Annotated in this window: 20 protein-coding genes; 2 read left to right on the top strand and 18 right to left on the bottom strand. The window is 39.7% G+C overall.

Features of this window, described 5'->3' with window-relative positions:
* Positions 1-33: 33 nt before the first annotated feature.
* The 3 genes from nadA to nadB are packed head-to-tail and all read right to left on the bottom strand — an operon-like array spanning position 34 to position 3,559.
* Complete coding sequence (nadA, locus tag AC25Y5_RS09690; RefSeq protein WP_488140094.1) at positions 34-1,143, bottom strand: quinolinate synthase NadA; 1,110 nt, start codon at positions 1,141-1,143, stop codon at positions 34-36.
* 12 nt (positions 1,144-1,155) lie between these two features.
* Positions 1,156-1,998, bottom strand: coding sequence for a carboxylating nicotinate-nucleotide diphosphorylase (gene nadC / locus AC25Y5_RS09685; RefSeq protein WP_488140093.1), 843 nt, complete (start codon positions 1,996-1,998; stop codon positions 1,156-1,158).
* Entirely contained in the window at positions 1,967-3,559 is a 1,593-nt protein-coding gene (gene nadB / locus AC25Y5_RS09680) for an L-aspartate oxidase (protein ID WP_488140092.1), read from the bottom strand. Before nadB ends, nadC begins: the two co-directional genes overlap by 32 nt.
* A 99-nt stretch (positions 3,560-3,658) precedes the next feature.
* Between nadB and AC25Y5_RS09675 the strand changes: the two genes are divergently transcribed.
* Both AC25Y5_RS09675 and AC25Y5_RS09670 read left to right on the top strand, forming a co-directional pair.
* A complete protein-coding gene (locus tag AC25Y5_RS09675) occupies positions 3,659-4,798 on the top strand; it encodes an IscS subfamily cysteine desulfurase (RefSeq protein WP_488140091.1) in 1,140 nt (379 codons plus the stop codon).
* A gap of 46 nt (positions 4,799-4,844) precedes the next feature.
* The gene (locus AC25Y5_RS09670; RefSeq protein ID WP_488140090.1) at positions 4,845-5,384 is read left to right on the top strand and encodes a 3H domain-containing protein; all 540 of its coding nucleotides are present in this window, start codon (positions 4,845-4,847) and stop codon (positions 5,382-5,384) included.
* A gap of 302 nt (positions 5,385-5,686) precedes the next feature.
* On the opposite strand, the gene AC25Y5_RS09665 is transcribed toward AC25Y5_RS09670, so the two are convergent.
* The 15 genes from AC25Y5_RS09665 to AC25Y5_RS09595 form a co-directional block, all read right to left on the bottom strand.
* A complete protein-coding gene (locus AC25Y5_RS09665; protein ID WP_488140089.1) occupies positions 5,687-7,153 on the bottom strand; it encodes a nicotinate phosphoribosyltransferase in 1,467 nt (488 codons plus the stop codon).
* Between the two features lie 105 nt (positions 7,154-7,258).
* Entirely contained in the window at positions 7,259-8,167 is a 909-nt protein-coding gene (locus tag AC25Y5_RS09660) for a cysteine hydrolase family protein (protein WP_488140088.1), read from the bottom strand.
* A gap of 165 nt (positions 8,168-8,332) precedes the next feature.
* Positions 8,333-9,142 carry an NUDIX domain-containing protein gene (locus AC25Y5_RS09655; protein WP_488140087.1) on the bottom strand — a complete coding sequence of 270 codons (810 nt, stop codon included), beginning with the start codon at positions 9,140-9,142 and terminating at the stop codon, positions 8,333-8,335.
* 312 nt (positions 9,143-9,454) lie between these two features.
* Positions 9,455-10,315 carry a YitT family protein gene (locus AC25Y5_RS09650; protein WP_488140086.1) on the bottom strand — a complete coding sequence of 287 codons (861 nt, stop codon included), beginning with the start codon at positions 10,313-10,315 and terminating at the stop codon, positions 9,455-9,457.
* A 152-nt stretch (positions 10,316-10,467) separates the two neighbouring features.
* On the bottom strand, positions 10,468-11,157 hold the full coding sequence (locus AC25Y5_RS09645) for an LrgB family protein (RefSeq protein ID WP_488140085.1): 690 nt from the start codon (positions 11,155-11,157) through the stop codon (positions 10,468-10,470).
* Positions 11,148-11,531 carry a CidA/LrgA family holin-like protein gene (locus AC25Y5_RS09640; RefSeq protein ID WP_488140084.1) on the bottom strand — a complete coding sequence of 128 codons (384 nt, stop codon included), beginning with the start codon at positions 11,529-11,531 and terminating at the stop codon, positions 11,148-11,150. The genes AC25Y5_RS09645 and AC25Y5_RS09640 overlap by 10 nt, the downstream gene beginning before the upstream one ends.
* A 455-nt stretch (positions 11,532-11,986) precedes the next feature.
* Positions 11,987-12,781, bottom strand: a complete 795-nt coding sequence (recO, locus tag AC25Y5_RS09635; RefSeq protein ID WP_482100744.1) for a DNA repair protein RecO — start codon at positions 12,779-12,781, stop codon at positions 11,987-11,989.
* Positions 12,782-12,809: 28 nt separating this feature from the next.
* Positions 12,810-13,724, bottom strand: coding sequence for a GTPase Era (era, locus tag AC25Y5_RS09630; protein WP_488140083.1), 915 nt, complete (start codon positions 13,722-13,724; stop codon positions 12,810-12,812).
* Positions 13,708-14,118, bottom strand: a complete 411-nt coding sequence (locus AC25Y5_RS09625; RefSeq protein ID WP_488140082.1) for a cytidine deaminase — start codon at positions 14,116-14,118, stop codon at positions 13,708-13,710. The genes era and AC25Y5_RS09625 overlap by 17 nt, the downstream gene beginning before the upstream one ends.
* 17 nt (positions 14,119-14,135) lie before the next feature.
* Positions 14,136-14,486: a diacylglycerol kinase family protein gene (locus AC25Y5_RS09620; protein WP_488140081.1), complete on the bottom strand. Its 351-nt coding sequence runs from the start codon at positions 14,484-14,486 to the stop codon at positions 14,136-14,138.
* A gap of 7 nt (positions 14,487-14,493) precedes the next feature.
* Positions 14,494-14,964 carry an rRNA maturation RNase YbeY gene (gene ybeY, locus AC25Y5_RS09615; protein ID WP_488140080.1) on the bottom strand — a complete coding sequence of 157 codons (471 nt, stop codon included), beginning with the start codon at positions 14,962-14,964 and terminating at the stop codon, positions 14,494-14,496.
* Positions 14,965-14,985: 21 nt separating this feature from the next.
* Positions 14,986-17,100, bottom strand: coding sequence for an HD family phosphohydrolase (locus AC25Y5_RS09610; RefSeq protein ID WP_488140079.1), 2,115 nt, complete (start codon positions 17,098-17,100; stop codon positions 14,986-14,988).
* 85 nt (positions 17,101-17,185) lie between these two features.
* Complete coding sequence (locus AC25Y5_RS09605) at positions 17,186-18,130, bottom strand: PhoH family protein (RefSeq protein WP_482101007.1); 945 nt, start codon at positions 18,128-18,130, stop codon at positions 17,186-17,188.
* Between the two features lie 4 nt (positions 18,131-18,134).
* Positions 18,135-19,232 (bottom strand): sporulation protein YqfD, encoded by a 1,098-nt coding sequence (locus AC25Y5_RS09600; protein ID WP_488140078.1) that lies wholly within the window; start codon positions 19,230-19,232, stop codon positions 18,135-18,137.
* Positions 19,225-19,482: a hypothetical protein gene (locus AC25Y5_RS09595; protein WP_482100751.1), complete on the bottom strand. Its 258-nt coding sequence runs from the start codon at positions 19,480-19,482 to the stop codon at positions 19,225-19,227. Before AC25Y5_RS09595 ends, AC25Y5_RS09600 begins: the two co-directional genes overlap by 8 nt.
* Positions 19,483-19,514: the final 32 nt, after the last annotated feature.

Below are 19,514 nucleotides of genomic sequence, written 5' to 3'. Positions count from 1 at the left end.
ACCCAAATACATAAGGTGTCTCTTCGTTATTCATTATGCTCTTTCCAACATCCGGTCCAGTGCATTAATAGCATACAGTGACGTTTCTGCATCGACTTCAATCACGTTTATCTCTTCCCCATTGACAATACTCTCCAAACCCCACAGCAGATGCGGGAGGTCGATACGATTCATTGTTAAACATGGACACATTTGCGGATTGAGCGAAATGATGTGTTTATCTGGATGATTGCGGATTAAACGATTGACTAGATTCATTTCTGTCCCAATTGCCCATTTACTTCCCGGGGAAGCGTTTTCGATTGCGTCGATAATATATTTCGTTGAACCATTATCATCAGCAAGAGCGACAATTTCACGTGAACATTCCGGATGGACAATGATCTTTATAGCAGGGTCATTTGTACGGACATCCTCGATATTTTTGACAGTGAAGTTTTCATGAACGGAACAATGCCCTTTCCATAAAATCACTTTAACGTCTTCAAAATCTCCATCATACTCGAGTTTGTCATGAATAGGATCCCATACAGCCATCTGCTCAAGTGACACCCCGATATCAAAGGCTGTATTCCTCCCCAAATGCTGATCCGGTAAAAACAAAATGCGCTCCTTTTGCGTAAACGCCCATTTCACCATTTTATGTGCGTTGGATGACGTTACCGTTGCACCACCGTTTTTACCAACGAAAGCTTTAATGGCTGCTGTCGAGTTGACATATGTCAATGGTACAATTGATTCTCCGAACATCTTTTCTAACGCTGTCCACGCACGGTCTGTCTGAAATATATCGGCCATATCAGCCATTGAACAACCTGCTCGCATGTCGGGTAAGTATACTTTCTGATGTTCACTTGTTAAAATATCGGCCGTTTCCGCCATGAAATGGACACCACAAAATACGATATGCTCCGCTTTTTGATTGTCAGCGCAAAGCTGTGCAAGTTGAAGTGAATCACCGGATATATCAGCAAACTGAATGACTTCATCTTTTTGGTAATGATGTCCTGGGATAAGTAGTTTATCGCCAAGATGCTGTTTGATTTCAACAATACGCATTTCCATTTGTTCACGTGTCATTTCCCGGTAAAATTCTGGTAATGTACCGCTCTTTTCTTTTTCAAAGTATTGTAAAATTGACAAATCGATTCCCCCTTAATGAGTTTCTATTAGTACATTTGCGCTAATATCTAACGCTTTAACTGAGTGTGTTAAATAACCTAGTGAAATATAGTCCACTCCAGATTCCGCATAAGCACGGATTGTTTCATTCGTAATCATGCCAGATGCTTCTGTAATGATTGATCCTGGAACTGATTTCTTCCATTCTTTTATCATTTCAGGAGAACAATTATCAAACATAATAATATCCGCTTTAGCTTCCACGGCTTCTTGCAATTGCTCGAATGACTCAATTTCAACTTCGATTTTCACGGTATGGCCGATTGCCGCCCTTACTGTTTTAACTGCTTTTGAGATGGACCCAGCGAATGCTAGATGATTATCTTTCAACATAACAGCATCATAAAGCCCATTACGGTGATTGAATCCACCACCGATACGGATTGCATACTTATCAAGCATGCGTAAACCGGGTACAGTTTTACGTGTATCGACTACCTTTGTACCTGTCCCGCTAATTTTTTGCACTACCCTGTTTGTCTCAGTAGCAATAGCGCTCATCCGCTGAATCAAGTTCAAAATAACTCTTTCACTTTTTAACAAACTACCAATTCTTCCCGAAGCAGTCGCAATAACAGTCCCCCGCTTAATCGGATCTCCATCTTCCAGATGACAAACGACTGTAAGAGTGTCATCTACAACCTGTAATCCATATTCAATGACATTATTGCCACAAAAGATGCCATCCATTTTTGCGATAAATGACAATTCACCCTTTAAAGATTTTGGGAATAGATAATCACTGGAGAGATCGCCGTCACCGATGTCTTCTATGTAAAACTGTTCAAGCATGGATTTCAACTTGATGATGTTCATGTTTTCGCTCCCTCATTTCAATTCCATTTTTCGATTGGACAATATGGAGTTTAGCCCATCGTTCATCCTCTTGCGGATAATCTTCTCGGTTATGTGCGCCTCTGCTTTCTTCTCGTTGCAAAGCGCCAGTTGTGATCAACTTCGCAATTTGAAGCATAAATAGTCGCTGAATTTGTTCAGTGCTCCACTCATCAACTTGTAAGTTCGCTAAATACGGCTGCTCAAAGCTATCCAGCCAATTAGTTAGCTGCTGAAGGTCCGCTTTTGTTCTAACAATGCCTGCTTTAGCCATCATTTCCGCACGCAGTTTATCTTTTTCCGGCAAGGATATATAAATTGAAGATTGCATGGCAGTCGCCTCCATGTAGATCGGTTGTTGCCAGTTCTTATCTGGCAGTTCATTCAAATACTTGGCTAATTTATTTCCGTAATGAAGCGCTTCTAACAAAGAGTTGCTAGCGAGACGATTCGCACCGTGAACACCCGTACAAGCTGTTTCTCCTATGGCATACAATCCTTCAATTGACGTTTTCCCGACCGAATCCACGACAATTCCCCCCATGAGGAAATGACAACCTGGTGCGACAGGCAGTTTCCCACTAGCCAAAGAAATACCGTTTTCCTGACACATTCCTGTGATTGTAGGAAATTTCTCTTTAAATCGGGAAATCATTCGAATGTCCAGATAGACATCTTGACCAGCAACTTGCCGCTGATATATTTCCTTCGCTACTAAATGCCGCGGTGCAAGATCTTCCTGAGGATGCTTTCCTCTCATTATCAAAGTCCCGTTTGCATTTATGAGTTTCGCCCCCTCCCCACGAACCGCTTCCGATATCAACCCCTCTGTTTTTCCGTTGATATACAGCAGCGTCGGATGAAATTGAATGAATTCCATGTCCTTTACTTCTGCCCCCGCACGATAGGCAACTGCAAGTCCATCCCCAGTGACAGATGAATCATTCGAAGTATATGAATATAATCCACCTATTCCGCCTGTTGCCAACACGATGTGATCAGCGTAATACGTTTCATTATGTCCAAACTGGTTTTTTGCTTTGACACCAATACATGACTTTGTCAGAGGATGAACAATTAATTCATATACGAAACGGTTTTCCACTATTTCAACATTTCTTCCGAGTGAGCTGATTAGATGGTCCACGACATGTTTACCAGTCGCATCCCCTCCGCAATGAACAATCCGATTTAGGCTATGTGCGCCTTCTAATCCAAGTTCCAATTGTCCAGACGAATCTGTATCGAACTGAAGTCCTTTTCTCATCAAAGCCTGAATAAGTGAAGGTCCGTTTTTGACAAGTTCATGTACTTCATCACTGTTTTGGAATTGACAGCCGGCTGCGATTGTATCTTGATAATGCGAAGCTGATGTATCTTCACTACTTAGCGCTGCGGCAATGCCGCCTTGAGCACGATAAGAATTGCTCGAGCGTTTCATAGATTTAGTGATGATTAGTACTCGCGCGTCGCCAGCCAATTCATTTGCCAACTGTAATGCGGATATTCCGCTTCCGACAATAATACAACTGTATGAGTTCACCTTTATCCTCCTTTAACTACCGTTGTCTTGACACCTATCTTTACACATTATGCAAACTATGACAAGATGAATTTATTAGTTAACTTGGAGGAATCTATTATGCATTATTTCGATTACGCGGCTACTACACCGTTACACCCAGATGCAGCATACGTTTACTTGAAACTTTCACAGGAGTGTTATGGAAATACAAGTAGCTTGCATGAGGTTGGTGGTGAAGCGCAAAACATGCTGGCACTATGTCGCAAAGAATTTGCTGAATTGCTAGGGGTGAATACAGCCGGAATCTATTTCACTTCAGGTGGTACAGAAAGTAATGTCCTTTCGATCGTCTCTCTTGCTAAGGCAAATCGGCATCAAGGTAGTCATATCATTACATCAGCAGGAGAGCATCCATCTGTAGATTCCGCACTGGAATATTTGAAAGCGGACGGATTTACGGTAACAGTTGTTCCTTTTGATGAAAACGGTCGTGTCAATCTTGATTTATTCGAAAAAGCGCTTCAAAATGATACGATATTGGTCAGCATCCAGCATATCAATCCTGAACTAGGTACAATTCAACCTCTTGAACAGATTACCGAATTAATTTCCGGACGCACTACCCTTCTCCATAGTGACTGCGTTCAGTCATTCGGTAAGATGGATATTACACCAATCGCGAAAATTGTTGACAGCTTAACCGTTTCCAGTCATAAAGTATATGGTCCAAAAGGTGTCGGTGCAGTTTACATCAATCCGCGGTACCGAATTATTCCTGTCTTTCCAGGGTTTGTTCACGAATCCGGATTCAGGGGCGGAACCGTTAATGTACCGGGAATAGCTGCTTTTGTGACTTCCGCCAAACTTTGCTCAAAAAATGCCTATGACGTTGAAAAACACGTCCATTTCCGAGCTCTTTTACTGGATGAAATAAAAAAATATCCAGAGCTATTTACAATCTACGAATCAAAAGATATGACTTTTCAACTCCCTCAAATTATTGGATTGGGTGTAAAAGATTTAGAAGGACAACTTATGATGCTGGAGCTAAATCGGCTCGGTTTTGCGATATCAACTGGAAGCGCATGCCAAATAGGTCAACAGCAATCATCAAAAGCAATGATGGCCTTAAGAATTGATGCACAAACAGCAAAAGGATTTATCCGAATTTCATTTGGGGCCAGCACAACCGACGGAACAGTATCCTCTTTAACTAGCTCACTTCTCAGAGTTGTGGAACAATTCAAGCGAAAGTGATTCAGACTTACAATATGTTAAAATGGCATTGCGAGGAGGTTTTATGATGAAAGATAATGAAAAAGTATTAGGAGAAGAACGTCGGCAGCAAATCATTGATACATTGAGGTCAGCTGCAAAACCCATTACAGGAAGAACACTTGGAGAAATGACTAATGTCAGTAGACAAGTAATCGTCGGAGATATAACTTTGTTAAAAGCAAAAAATGAACCTATTGTTGCTACAAGTCGAGGATATATTTATATACAGGCTCAGGAAACCCTTGGGAGAATTGAAAAAACGATTGTTTGCAAGCATACTTCTGATCAAACGATGGAAGAACTTAATATTCTTGTCGATAATGGCATTACTGTGAAAGACGTCAAAATTGAGCATCCTGTCTATGGTGATTTGAGTGCTTCTATCATGGTTTCAAATCGGAATGAAGTGAAAGAGTTCATCAATCGTATAAGAGAGTCTGAAGCCAATTACTTATCCAAGTTATCTGAAGATGGAATTCACTTGCACACAATCGTCGCGGACAATGAAGACCAAATCAAAAATGCCGAAGAAGCATTACGAAAAGCGGATATACTCGTCGATTGACGGAATGTAACCTCGAAGAAAATTTCATGTGACTAAAAACTTTATACAACAATTTTCTCGAACCCACATCATCTTTCACTAGATGGTGTATTTTTTTCTATTTTAGATAAATGTACCGAGCAGCCGTGAAAGGTGTTGATCACTCTATTAGAATTTCTGTTAAATTGTATACTTAAGAACGAACATTCTCAATCATAAAGCGAGGTATCCTTATGAAACCTATCAACATGCATGGAGGGCAAGGGATCACCCTTGCCCCTCAACCCTATCCATTACTATTTCCCTTATGTCTTGAAGCTTCTCTAGCTATTCAGCTCCTGTACTTTTTCTTGTTCCTCACGAATATTTCTCATTTTATTATCCCAACATTTCTGACTTAAATCTACGGGATACTGTTCTGGATTCAAGGTGCGCTTATATTCATCCCACAGGAGGTTTAAATTGTTTTTAGCAAACACTTGAATTTCCTGTATAGATGGAGATGCATATACAAGCTCTCCCTCTACAAAAATGTCTTGGTGTAATTCGATCGCTTCAAAGTTCGTCACAAACTTTGAGATAAACGTATGAATCGGGTGAAACATTTTTAATTTTTCTTCCACTTGCGGATTCTCATCCATCATAGCAATGTAATCACCCTCGGCACGATTATTCACCGTGTTCACAATACGATACACTTTCTTCAATCCTGGAGTCGTTGCTTTCTCAGGATTTCCAGATATTTTTATTGTGTCAACCATATTACCGTTTTCATCCTCAATCGCCACCAATTTATAAACAGCACCCAGAGCAGGTTGGTCAAATGCGGTAATCACTTTTGTTCCGACACCCCACATATCAACTTTCGCTCCTTGTGCCTTCAAGTTCATAATGGTTTTTTCATCTAAGTCGTTGGAAGCAACGATTTTTGTTTTACTGAATCCTGCTTTGTCTAACATTTTTCTAGCTTCCTTTGATAAGTAAGCCAAGTCGCCGCTATCTAAACGAATCGCATTAAAATTAATGCTATCTCCCAGTTCTTGCGCAACTTGAATCGCTATCGGAACACCAGATCGCAACGTATCAAAGGTATCCACTAAAAACGTACACTCTTTATGACGACGAGCGTATTTATGAAATGCTTTGTATTCATCTTTATACGCCTGAACCATTGAATGTGCGTGTGTTCCAGAAACAGGGATGCCAAACATCTTACCGGCTCTTACATTACTCGTTGCAGAAAACCCAGCAATATAAGCCGCTCTTGTTCCCCACACCGCCGCATCTAATTCATGTGCACGTCTCGTTCCAAATTCCATTACGGTTTGTTCTCCTACCACTTGTTTGATACGTGCTGCTTTCGTCGCAATGAGTGTTTGGTAATTCACAATATTTAAGAGCGCTGTCTCTATCAACTGAGCCTCTGCCAAACTTGCTTCGACTTGTAGAATCGGCTCATTCGCAAAAACCAATTCTCCCTCTTTCATTGCTCGAATCGTTCCATTAAAGCGCACCGATTGCAAATAGGTCAGGAAGTCTTCTGCATAACCCAATTCTTCACGTAAATAAGCAATATCACTATCGGTGAAACGGTATTCTTTAATGAATTCAATGATTCGTTCCAATCCTGCAAAAATACCGTAACCCGTTTCAAAAGGCAACTTGCGAAAATAGAGTTCAAACACCGCCCGTTTGTTGTGTATGCCATCTTCCCAATACGTTTCCGTCATGTTAATTTGATACAGATCCGTGTGTAGTGCTAACCCATCATCTGAGTACTTTTTAGTCATTGAATTCTCCTCCTCTATAAGGGTTCATTGATTACTACTAAACCGCACCGTCTCTTTAACAGTGCCACTTCTTTTATTATACAAACAGCCGTGTTTTGTTCGTTTTCACAACATAAATTCGGTTGATTTCACAATATGAATGCCATAATTCTTTTGAAGTTCTTTAAATGCATGCTCTGTTGATACTTCGAATCCAGGGATGGGACTCATGCAGTCATCTAACAAATAAATCTTTGATGGCAATTCATGCTTGTCTCCGTAGTACTCAACTATCTGCCGAACGGATTCCAATACACAGTGAGATTTTGCTTCCCCAGCGATAACAATTTTATCGTAAGCGAGTAGGGATTGAAGAAACGCATAATTTGTTCCGTCTGTTTTGGCATACTCCGGCTGAATGATTCCGTACATTTCGCTTAATGGATCTTGCCCTTTCACAATTTTTTGTATGCTGGACTGCCGTACCACAGAATGAAAGTGAACCATATTCGAAAACTGACCTTCTAAGGCGGCGCCATGGGTCCCTTCAATGCAATGATAAGACCATATCAACAATTGTTTTTTCCCTAAACGCTCTAAGTGAATAATGTACGCCAAGCTTTCTTTTTGTTTTTCTACAGCCATCCACTTTCCTTTTTCAACATCTTCTGTTGTGATGACTGTAAATGGAACAGGATGATTTCCCTCTGCATCTACCCACCAACTCGGATGGAATATTTGATGCATTTGATGTGTATCTAACGACAAGGCAATCGTTGTCACCTTATCTAGGTTTTGATAAAGGAACTTAGTTACACGTTCAACATCCTTATGGGAATTTGGGACACCTAGTTCTCCGTTTTCCATAAAGTCATTTTGAATATCAATCCCTATGAACAATACTCTTTCAACATCTTCTCTTGAAGGTGCCATTTTCTCCGCATTCGCAAGGAGCATTAATTCATTTAATCCCTTCGTATTCTCACTTCCAACCCTTGAAACATCAACGATTTCCTCAAATTTAGTTTTCATCATTTTCAACACACTCCTTTAGTTTTAATTTAAATTAACAATTACAAATTTGTTAATTGTTATACTGAAAAATAAAAAACTATAGATTTTGGACACCTTACTGCCTGCAACAGGAGGCATCCATATTTTATTGATTCACAAGTTCAGGTACATACCCCATTCACAAATTTAGCGCCAAATCGAAGGGGTAATGTCTACATCTACAAATCGATATAATTTTGTTGGTCGTTTGGTAGTGCTCGTTGGTTCTGCTGTTTTAGGTACATGATTTTTATCTAACGCAGCTACGATAAAAGGCAGACTTGGTGCTTTTCTAAAGAACCCAGGCTTACTATTCACAACAGGGTCATTAATAATCGCAAGCAACACTTGGCGTAAATCTTCCAACTTGAATTCCTCGGTTAAAAAGTTTTTAACCACCGTTGTTTGAAATACATCTTTTCGAACGGCTTCCAAAGCATCTTTAATCACTTGGTAATGATCAAAAGCCAAATCTAACGTAAAGACTTCATCTATCGTAAATAATTGAACATTTTCAGCATCATCAGAAGCTTCCATATTTTCAACGTTTTCTTCAGGTACAATTGCGTAATGAGCATTAGATATTATCCATCCGCGTTTATCTCTACCTAATTTGTCATACACACCATAGTGTTCGATGTGAATACCATCTACACCTGTTTCTTCTTTCAGTTCCCGCTTAGCCGCTTCGTATGCTGTTTCTTCTGGATGGATAAACCCTCCTGGTAAAGCCCATTTTCCGCCTTCGATGTTAGGTTCACCTTCAGCATCGAACTCTGCCCGTTTAATCAACATCAAAGCTAATGAGTGAATAGAAGTCGAATCACTTCCAACAGTCGATTCCTCATTTCGGAGTAATGTAAATATCGCAATATCACTTGTATACCCATCCGGCGTTCTGTACTGACTCGAATCATAATGTTGTAGTGCTTCTTCTTCTGTTTTAAATTTTGACATCCAATTTCATCTCCTTTGCTTATAAACCAACTGTCGATTAGACTTCATTTTTTCCTTAGCGACGCCCATTGCTGTTTAACAGATAACTATCTATTTATCAATGCTTAAAATCAAAAACTTTCCTTTCAATTAACAATTAACTAATCATTAATTGAAGTATATATCAGCTAAATAAAAAAAGCAAGAAATCTTTCCTGTATTATATTTTGCTCTTAATGACTATCAGTTTCAAATATTAAAAAGGACAGCTAAGGTAATCTTAGCCATCCTTTTTGTATGAAAGTTATCTCTTCGATTGACGTAATACCCGCTTTACTTATTAATTACTTCGCCTTCTCGTCTAAAAAACCCAAAAACGCCAACAGTCTGTACAATGTTTGTAAATGCTTTTGGATCTACCTCTTTAATAATTGTTTCCAAATCATATAATTCATAACGTGTAATGACCAAATACATCATATTTTTATCTTCTTTTGTATATGCCCCTTTTACAGGAATAATCGTAATTCCGCGCACCATTTTTTGATGAATTGCATGCTGTAATTCATCTGCTTTAACTGTAACAATCATTGCTGTTACTTTTTCATGACGTGTATGGATCATGTCAATAACGGCTGTCGTAGTATACAACGCTAACATCGTATATAAGGCATTTTCAGGCTCATATAGAATACCAGCCATAACAATAATAACCCCGTTAAGAATTAAAAAATAAGTGCCGATTGGCTTGTCTTGTAATCGTGATAAAAACATTGCAACAATATCCATACCGCCAGTAGATGCACCCAACTTTAAGGATAATCCGACACCTACGCCAGCAATTACCCCACCAATTACTGCATTTAAAATAATATCATCGGACACTGAGATTACAGGTAATATTTCCAAAAAGATAGTAGCAAATATAACGGAAATAATGCTATAAATGGTAAATCCTTTTCCTACTTTGTACCATCCTAAAATAAAGACAGGAATATTAAATAATAACAGCAAGATTCCCGTACTAATGCTAAAATCCGTATAATCTTCAAACAAACTAGAAGCTAGCTGCGCAGCCCCAGCAAATCCACTCGCGTAAACATTTGCATTAATTAAAAAGAAGTTAAGTGATATTGCAACTAATAACGAACCAAAAATAACAACAATAATACGTTTTGCTTCCATAAAAAACATAGGTACCTCCGGTTTGTGAGTTTTTCTGTGAACTAGACCATTTATTCAACATTTCCTATTTACTAGATACTACAATACTGTGATTGATGGGAAATGGACTTTAAAAAAGAATTCCTTTCCCTAACATACACTCTTTTGATTCTTATTATCCTTCAATAAAACATCCAAGCCACAATCGGACCTATGACAGAACCGATAATTGCCGAAAGTGTCATAGCAAGGGAGCTGTAGGATGCTTCCTCCTCACCGAAGTCGATTGCTTTCGAAGTTCCCAGTGCGTGAGCAGCCGTCCCTAATGCAATTCCTCGGCCAATTGTTGTATCAATGTGCGTCCATTTCATCAACGCCGGTCCAATTATGATTCCAGTGAAACCTGCAATCATTACAAAAGCGATGGTTAACGAAGGAACACCGCCAAGTGTTGAAGAAATTTGAATAGCGATAGGTGTTGTAATCGATTTTGGTAATAATGACATGACGATTTCCTTTGAGAAACCAGCTAGTTTAACAAATATTACTCCACTTAACATGCCAACAACAGCACCGACCGAAATACCACCAAGGATCGCAAGCATGTATTTTTTTATCAATTCCCTTTGTTTATATAAAGGAATTGCCAATGCTACAATCGCGGGTCCCAAAAGCAAATCCACCCACTTTCCACCAAGCATATATGTTTCATAAGGAACTTTGAAAAGCACTAGTACCAATATGATTCCTATTGTTGTTGTCAGGATTGGGATTAGGAACACTCTGCGAAATTTAACAAATACGAAATTCATCACAAGATATATAGCGAGGGTTAGTACCAAAAACAGAATAGAAAGCATTATTATTCGCATGAAACCTGCTCCTTACTTTTTGCAGATTTACGAGCCAGGGATTGACTTGTAGTGCCGGAAACCCACATCGCCAATAGCGTGCTAACTATGGTAATTGGAATTAACAAAAAACCAATTCCTGCAAAAACATGCCCATAATTCATCACACCGACAGTTGCAGGGATAAAATATAGTGGCAAATAAGCTAAAAGAAAGTAAGCACCCGATTCTATCCATTCAAGCTTATATATTTTTAATGAAAGAGCTGCCAGTAATAATAAAAGACCGATTATACTTCCTGAAAGTGGTAAGTGCAGGAAGTCTCTTAACCAGTTACCGATTAGGACAAAACCATATAAAATTACGATTTGCGAAATTATTTTTATGTATTTCAAAAATACGCTGCCCCCTTTTATTACTTTCCTTCACATTAACTTGATGCTCTATTCGTATCAGTATAGAGATTTACTATGTAAATATCAAAGGTCGCAATGAATTTTTAACGTTTACAATAGACTCCTGAAACTACTTTTACGCCAAGACGAATAATGGCAAGTCTATTATCCTAAATACATTGGGACATTTTGCAGCTATATTCACCTATTTATCTGCTAGTACAAAGTAGTATGTCGCGTTTTACGTTGAAAGTGGTGACCCTATAAAATTCGCACTAAAGGGTCCCGAATTCAGTATGCTTGCTGAGGGCAATTTTGAAATTTAAATTTCAAAATGCCAACGTTATTATGGAACAGTACGAGTGATCAATGAGTGAATCTTTTTACCGATAATAAACCCCGAATTCAGGCTCTAGTTAAAAGAGTCCAGAATTCGGGGTTTCTATTTCAGAAAGTTATTCGCTTTCTTCTTTAGGTTTTTCTTTTCTGGGCAATAGTTCGGGTGTCGAATCTAGCTGATCGAGGAATGATCTCGACTTCAAACGAATTCCCACTTGCTCATCGTAAATTGTACGAACAAGTTTTTTCATGAATTCTTTCGTTGTCTTTTTCAATGTCAAATTACCAACTCGATTGATGGGGACTGTATAAAATGTCCGAATCAGTTTTAATTGACTTGGTGTAATTCGGGTTGCAAATTTGTCTACCTGGAAGCATCTGTGGCAGATAAAACCGGTTTGCATAAAGGAAAATGCAAACTCTCCCTCTGTCGCTCCGCAGTTTGCACATTGATGGAGAACTGGATGAATGCCAGCTATCGGCAACATTTTCCACTCAACGAATAACGCAATCGCTTCGGGGTCATATTGTTCGTTAATTGCGTGAAGCGCATCATATAACAATCCATATATCCCCACGATACGTTCATTATCTTCAGTAAGCTTATCAATCAATTCGACAATATAACTGGCATAGGCCGTTGCTTCCAAGTCTTCTCGAATATGCCGCATTGAGTCGAGTGGTTCACCCTGTTCAAGCGTCCCCATTCCCCTGCCAGTTCGAATCAGAAATGAACCGTGTGTGAAGGGTTGTGTGACTGCTGCTAGCCTGCTAGCCGGTTTCTTCGCACCACGCGCCATTGCCGTCATTTTACCGCCTTCACGTGTGAACAGCGTAACAATTTTGTTGGACTCGCCATACGGAATGCCTCTTAAAATGATTCCTTCCCATTTGTTCAGCGAAGCAATCACCTCTTTGTCAACTTATGCAGCTCATTTCTTAATACTCATCGTCCCTGAAACCGAATTCTTTCAGTTGACCTGGCTTATTACGCCAATCTTTTTGCACTTTAACCCACAACTCAAGAAATACTTTTGAACCGAGTAACATTTCAATATCATATCTAGCTTTCGTGCCGATTTCTTTAAGCAATGCACCTTTTTTACCGATAACAATGCCTTTCTGAGAATCGCGGTCAACGACAATCGTTGCCATTACGTTAACCATTTCACGTGATTCCTCGCGTTCAATCTTTTCAATAACAACAGCTATGGAATGTGGAATTTCTTCTCTCGTTAGATGTAATACTTTTTCGCGAATTAATTCAGAAATAATAAATCGCTCAGGATGATCCGTTACTTGATCATCAGGGTAATATTTGGGCCCTTCAGGTAAGTACTTCGTCATCGTTTCTAGCAAACGATCCACATTATTACCGTTTAAAGCTGAAATTGGAACAATTTCAGCGAAATCGAATTCGGAAGTATAAGTTGTGATAATTTTAAACAACTCGTCTGGGTGTACTAGGTCAATTTTATTGATGATTAAAAACACGGGTGTCTCCGAGTTTTCAAGTAAGTCAATGATGAATCGATCACCGCGGCCAATCGCTTCGTCAGCATTAACCATGAACATGATTATATCTACTTCTTTTAACGTGTTACGAGCAGTTTTCACCATGAAATCACCAAGCTTATGCTTTGGCTTATGAATTCCTGGAGTGTCAATGAATATTATTTGTGATTCATCTGTTGTAACAACCCCTTGCACTTTATTGCGTGTTGTCTGGGGTTTGTCGCTCATGATGGCAATTTTCTGACCGACTACATGGTTTAGAAATGTTGATTTACCAACATTAGGGCGGCCAATAATCGATATGAACCCTGACTTAAACTTATTATTGTTTTGCTGCATATGAAAGATCCTCCTTGGAAAATGCGCCCGGAAGCAATTTTGCTACCGTTGTTTCTTCTACGTCCCCATTTAAGTTTGTCAGATATACAGGCATTGCGCCATCACAAAATTCAGCTATGACTTGCCTGCATGCTCCGCACGGGGAGATTGGACCTTGCGTATCTCCAACTACCGCAAGTGCTTTGAACGTCCGTACACCATCGGAAACCGCTTTAAAAAATGCCGTTCTTTCCGCGCAATTCGTCATACTGTATGCAGAGTTTTCAATATTACAACCGTGATAAATTGTTCCATCGTCAGTCAAAAGTGCAGCCCCGACCGGAAACTTCGAGTATGGTACATACGCTTTTTCACGTGCTTTTTTCGACTCATTTAATAATTGTTCTACATCCATAAAAACACCTCTTCAATTTAGTTAAACCATCTCGGTAAAAAAATAATCAACCCGATTAATGCACTAATCATTGCGTATATTAGCACAGCACCCGCAGCAAGATCTTTCGCCTGTTTAGCAAGCGGATGGCGCGTATCTGTTACAAGATCAACAACACGTTCCACCGCCGAATTCAACATTTCAAGTGCGAGCATCCCGCCAATCAAAATGAGAATGATAAACCATTCGTATTGTGACAATCCAGTCAGTACTCCTGCAGACACGACAATAATAGCGGAAAATAAATGCAATTTAGCATTTCGTTCTACTAGTATACCGTGACGGATTCCATTCCACGCGTAGACGAATGATAGCAAAAACTTCCGCATCGAGTATTCACCTCTCAAGTCCGAATGATGCGAGAATCTCTTTCTGCCTGCCGACCATTTTAGCTTCGTCAACTTCTGTCATATGATCGTACCCTAGCAGATGCAAAAAACCATGCAATGCTAGAAAACCGATTTCACGATGAAAATCGTGCCCATACTCTTCTGCTTGCCTACCAGCTGTTTCCACTGATATAAGTATATCACCTAATACGGTCGGCATGCCTTCTATCGGAATTATTGCAATTTCGCCTTCCGTCATCTCTTCAAGAGCAAATGAAAGTACATCCGTCGAAACATTTTTACCACGATATTCAGAATTCACTTCTTGTATTTCCTTATCTGTCATGAATGTTACAGCCAATTCTATTTCTCCAGTCAAACCTTCTTCTACTGAAGCATGGCTTAGCAATTCCCTTATCAAGTCTTCTGTTTCTTTATCTACTTTTTTAGTTTCATCTTCAAAATAAATTTCCAGCATTCTCTGACACTCCTTTCAAACTCACTTTGGATATTCAATACGGTTGTGGAATATCCCATTCAATGTTTCGCAAATAACTCTTTCAGCTGTCTTTAATTCTTTCATTGAAAGATCACATTCATCGAATTGGCCATCATTTAATTTATCATTAACAATCGATTTTACAAGTGCTGCTATTTTTTGTGGAGTGGGTTCTTTCATCGAACGTACTGCTGCTTCAACACTGTCAGCTACTGATATTATTGCAATTTCTTTTGTTTGCGGTCTAGGACCCGAATACCGAAATTCCTCCTCCGTAACATCCATACCAGATTCCTTCGCTTTAAAGTAAAAATACTTTAATGTACTCGTACCGTGATGTTGACGGGCGATATCGATGATTTCAGCTGGCATCTTGTGCTTTTCAAGCAGCTTTGCACCATCTTCCGCATGGGCGATAATAATGTCCCTACTTTTCTCCGGTGGTAGAGCATCATGAGGATTTTGTCCAGCAAGCTGATTTTCTATAAAAAAGCCCGGTCTGATGGTCTTGCCAATGTCGTGATAATAACTCCCGACTCTTGCAAGAAGTCCATTCGCTCCAATCGATTCGCACGCTGCATCAGCCAGATTGGCAACCATAACACTATGATGATAAGTACCTGGTGTTTCGGTCAAAACCTTTTTCAACAATGGATGATTTGGATTCGATAATTCGATTAGACGCATGTCGGACAACAATCGAAAGGCAGACTCAAAAAATGGCATGAGGCCGATTGTAAGTGCTCCAGATAAAATACCAGAAGCAATTGCCGCTATCACATAATAGACTAGCTCCGTCAAATCATAAGAAGACTGTGTCATCAAGAGGTAAAATGCGATAAACATCATATTAGAAACGGATACCCCAAGACTTGTCCGTAAAATATTCGAACGTCTCCCACCATTACCAAGCAAATATAAGCTCACAATACCGCCGAAAAGTATGTATAATGCAACTTCCATTTGAATGATTGCTGCATAACCTTCCTGAAGAATTATTCCCGCAGTTGCAGCCGTGATGATTGTTGACAATATCGCAAGACGTTCATTGGTTAACAGCTTCATTAACATTGGTGCAAGGGCTGTTGGGAATAGAAATGCGAGAAGGACATCAAAATCCTTTCCAATTAGCGATAGTAACTTCATAATGACTACTAATAGAAAAAAGACTGTTAGCGCAATAAGTAATGCTTTTCTTTTTGTTACTCTATTTTCGTTCCAAGATCCAAAGTGCATATAAATGATTGCACCGATAATTACAACAAAGATAATCAGGCCAACCAATGGCTTCATGGATGACTGGTTTGACAACACACCTGCAAGCTCCAATTGCCTATATACTTCTTTATCGATAACTTGGCCTTCACGTACAATTACTTGCCCTTGTAAAATACGTGTAGGCTCTACAGATTCCTTAGCTTGTACGATCCGTGCCTTCGTCATATCTTCGTTAATCGATTCTGTCTCAACAATAAGGGATTTGCTAATCGCAATTAGTGTTTGTAAGACAGAAGACGGAACCGCTTCCGTAAGTCGAATTTCCCGTTCGACTTCGTCGCGTACAGTCGACAAATCTGAAGTCCTGACAGGTTTCGATAATTCCTCCCCAATAACATTGACAAGTATTTTCTGCATATTTTGCAATGTCTCTGTGTTTTGTGCTAAGAGACTGGTAAGGGCATCATCACTCAAGCGCAGTCCAGGTTCTTCCTTTTCCAGGCTCGCAAGTTTAGCCCGCATAGTCGGGAGTTGTTCTTTGGCGGACTTAGTTGGCGCTTCTGTTTCAGTTTTTCCAGGTTCACTCGAAGTTTTCACTTCAATAAGCAAGTCAAATATAGACGTTGCAATCGCTTGCCTATTTTTCACAACATCTTCGGAAAATTGATAGTATGGATTTACTTCATTAGCCGCGCGTTCTCTTTCCTGCTCTGTTTTCACAGTATCTTCTACTGTTTTTAATGAACGTATGGTATCCAATGAAATTTGAAAAAGTTTTACCTCATAGGTTTCTTTTTTAACGCTCCCATACATGAAAGTAAAAAGGAGTATCATTGATATCGCTAATAAAAATAGCGACAAGTAATTGAACTTAAGTGTTTTAAAAAGTTTCCCCATTGGCTTAAAAATTGGAATCTCTCCCCCTGCTTCTCTATGACTACAATTAGAGCAGCGATGATTCTAAAGAAAAAGCAGTCACTTTCTATGACTGCTCCTGTTCATACGCTTCAATTATTTTGGCTACGAGTGGGTGGCGTACGACATCCCCTTGTTCTAGATATTGGAAATGAATATCACTTACGTTACTTAGAATTTTTTCTGCGACGATTAAGCCTGATTCAGTGCCTCGCGGCAAGTCAATTTGGGTTTTGTCTCCATTGATTACCATTTTCGAACCAAAACCGAGTCGTGTCAAGAACATTTTCATCTGTGCTTTTGTCGTATTTTGCGCTTCATCCAAAATAATAAAGGCGTCGTCGAGTGTTCGTCCCCTCATATAAGCAAGGGGCGCAATTTCAATAACTCCCCGCTCCATAAGTCTATCCGTCTGTTCTGCTCCCAGCACGTCATGGAGGGCGTCGTATAGAGGACGCAGGTACGGGTCGACTTTTTCTTTCAAGTCGCCTGGGAGGAACCCTAGACTCTCTCCGGCCTCGACTGCTGGTCGTGTAAGTATTATCTTTTTGGCAGATCCTGTTTTCATCGCCAGTACAGCTAGTACGACTGCTAAGTATGTCTTTCCGGTTCCGGCTGGACCAATACAAAATACAAGATCTCTCGAACGAACTGCACTAACGTATTCACGCTGACCAATCGTTTTCGCGCGAATCGCCTTTCCTTTCATATTCCTTGAAATTTCTTCATCGTACAGTTCAGCAAAGTATTCGATTGTGCCACTTTTCACCATCTCTAGGGCTGTCGAGACATCTCGTTGATTAATATTAGTACCTTTACGTATTACTTTCAATAACTGCTCCAAAAGCACTTTTGCTGAATTCCTATTCTCTTCATCACCACTGATTGAAATCGTGTCACCTCTGGTCAATACTGAAATGTTCAGTTCTTCCTCAATCAGCTTCATATTCTGGTCAGAAATGCCAAGAAGCATCACTGTTTCATTAGGGTCTTCAACATGAAGTTGAATCATTTGCTCATCCAATAGGCTCAGTCTCCTTGGGAATCAGTCTTTTAACAGCTATATTGTCATTGATCAGAAACAATATAGTCCCACTAACTTTATCATTACCGAATGTCACGTGTAAAATATTTTCATCTTTAATTATTGCTTTTGAAAAAGATTCCGATAATAGCTTGTTTTTTAGTAAGGGAATTAGTACTGTTTCCTCCATCCCTTTAACCAATTCAAACTGTCCTGCAGTCTCTTCCACATGTCTTTCCATTTTAATAAAAGATTGCGGAGTCCACTTCTCTTCTCCTTGCTGCTTCCACGGAGGGTTAAATGAATATTTAACAATTTCTTCACCTTGCAACTGGAATTTCATTTCCTTTGGCAAGCTGAATGAATATTCAACCCAGTAATCTGCATAAACGGCTCCGTCCGCAGCTACAATTGTTGTTTTATCGCCTTGTTCAAGGATTCCCGTAGCAAGCACGTCCCCTTCTTTTACAGTCTGATGAACTCGACTGACCCGTTCACCTCTTTTCAATTCAAAACGTGTAATTACACCCCCGGTACGCGCTACGAGGTTAGATGGGGCCTCTTCAGCTTCGACTATGTTATTTGAGGGAGGCGAAATCATGGGTATAACCGTGAGCGATGTACCGACCCGTCTAAATCTAACCCAAGACAAATTCGGATCATCTAGCATAAGGTTTCGGCGAATTTCACCTTCATCTGGGATTAGAGCTAAAGGTCTTAACGGAACAATTGAACCTTTTTCAAGTTTCTTCTCAATTCTATCCACGACTTCAGGGATATCAGATTCAATTTCTACTGACCAGAGGAAATAGGATGCCGCTAACGGAATAAGACAGGCTATAAGAAAACGACCTGTAGAAAAAAAAACCAATGAACCCGACTGAAGATCTGCAATTGAGATTGCCACTTTCAAACGATAATTCCTTCTATTGCGCCGGATACTACGAAGCCCACTACGATCCGTCCGAAAACGAGCAACACCATCAACAACCGATAACGATGTTATTTTTGTTCCTATTGTCACCAATTTTGTGAGAAATCCAGGAAGGTCACCGTTACCTGAAACTTTAACAGCATACCGTTTACGCATCATACACAGCTTCCTGTTTTTCACCAGTTTTAATGTTCATAGCACTAATGGAGGTAAATGTAAAAAGGGCCACTTCCTCCGTTAGTGTTTCAACTGTTAAGTCAGTCCCTGACACTTCAATCTTGTATTCTCCGCTGCTAATAATCGCAAAATCGGGGCCAAGTTTCAGCAAAGAGTAAGGACCAGTGATTCGTAATGATGAAAAATCCTCAATTGTAATTGATGAACCGGTATTAAATAGTTTTCTCAAAATATAAAACCCCCTATCCACATTGTATGATT

This window comes from Sporosarcina sp. Y1011 (assembly GCF_057669885.1).
This window is presented reverse-complemented; position numbering and strand designations above follow the sequence as displayed.